General features: G+C 32.9%; 2 protein-coding genes. One reads left to right on the forward strand and one right to left on the reverse strand.

Going from position 1 to position 1,398, the window contains the following annotated elements; all coding sequences use genetic code 11:
- Window positions 1-460 (forward strand): helix-turn-helix domain-containing protein (locus WG67_RS02390; RefSeq protein ID WP_156768680.1); only part of this gene is annotated, 460 nt, incomplete at its 5' end.
- A 101-nt stretch (window positions 461-561) separates the two neighbouring features.
- Here the strand turns inward: WG67_RS02390 and WG67_RS02395 are convergent.
- Window positions 562-1,398, reverse strand: an 837-nt coding sequence (locus tag WG67_RS02395; protein WP_070356851.1) for a patatin-like phospholipase family protein, incomplete at its 5' end; no start/stop codon positions are given.

The raw sequence follows: 1,398 nt of genomic DNA on the forward strand, positions 1-1,398 counted from the left end.
ATCTATTTGCGAGTATGATAATAAAGAGAGAGAAATCTGCACTGATTCTATATACTACAGAATAGGGCAAAGAATAAGAGAATGGAGGCTAATAAGAAGATATACTCAAAAAGATTTGGCGGATAAAGTTGGTTTAACACTCAAGGAAATACACGAGTATGAAATAGGATACACTGCCATATCATTTGACAAATTATATCAAATAGCAGAAGGATTATCAGTGAATATTAAAGTTCTGCTGCCTAAAACAAATGAAGATAGTGAACTACTTAATTTACTAAGAAAAACTGAAGAGCAAGAATTAGTGAAGAAATTTTTATCTAGGGATATGAAGAATAGCAAAGAGAAAGTAAAAAAAACAGAAAAGATCAAGGTTGCGAAAAATCTAGTGAAGGCGGGTGTTTCTACTGATGTTATTTTGCGAGCAAGTGGCCTAACTGCTGATGAGTGTGAAAATTGAATTGTGTTAAAGACAATACTGAGAAACATTATATTAAGATAAAACATTTTTTTGGAGAAGAGATATCCATTGCTACAGAATTTTTTTGGCATTTCTACGTATCAAGATAAAATATCACAGAATTTCTCTATCACTTTCTGATTATCCTCTATCATTTCATTTGCCTCTTGCTGAAGAGATTTGATATTTTTTGATGTAATATTATCCATATCAGGTGATGCTACTTTTAATTGCGATTGTATTCGTATATATTTATCAGCTATTACTTGATCAAGTTGATAGTTTACTGCATCTAAACTTGAAGCAAACATCACTTGTAATAGTGGTTTTATCCAGCCTATTTTTCCAAATCTCCTCGAGTTAGAATACCTTATACTTCTATCTGTTCTGCCGGTACCTATCGATAACAGTAGAATATCATCATTTGGAAATAACCTCTTAGCACTTGCATATGCACAAGCCGCTGGATTATTAGCAAACACTCCGCCATCCACTAATACTCTGTTTATCTGGTTAATTTTTAGATGTTTTGGTATGAAATAAGTAGGTGCAGCCGTTGCAGCTCTGAGTGCATCTCTCAGCTTAATATTACCTTCTTTCCAGCTTTTGAAGAAAAATGGGCAATTATTGTAAATGTCGTAACTCGTAATCAACACATTACTTAAAGTGTTTTTAAGGATATCATCGCCAAAATATTTATCCAGTACAAATTCAATATTTTTATGTGGGTATTGTGCGCAATTAAGCCAAGAAAATATTGATCTTCTCAAAAATGAAGATTTAAAAATATATGACCCGTATTTTTGGTAAAGCTCGACTAAATCATTGGTTGAATATTGAGGGTTTCCTTGTTTATCTTTTTTACATAATCCTGCTACAACAATTCCACCGGTTGAGGTTCCTGCCACTAAATCAAAGATTTCAGCTATCGGTTTCCC

The organism is Wolbachia endosymbiont of Drosophila incompta (assembly GCF_001758565.1).
GTDB classification, from domain to species: Bacteria; Pseudomonadota; Alphaproteobacteria; order Rickettsiales; family Anaplasmataceae; genus Wolbachia; species Wolbachia pipientis.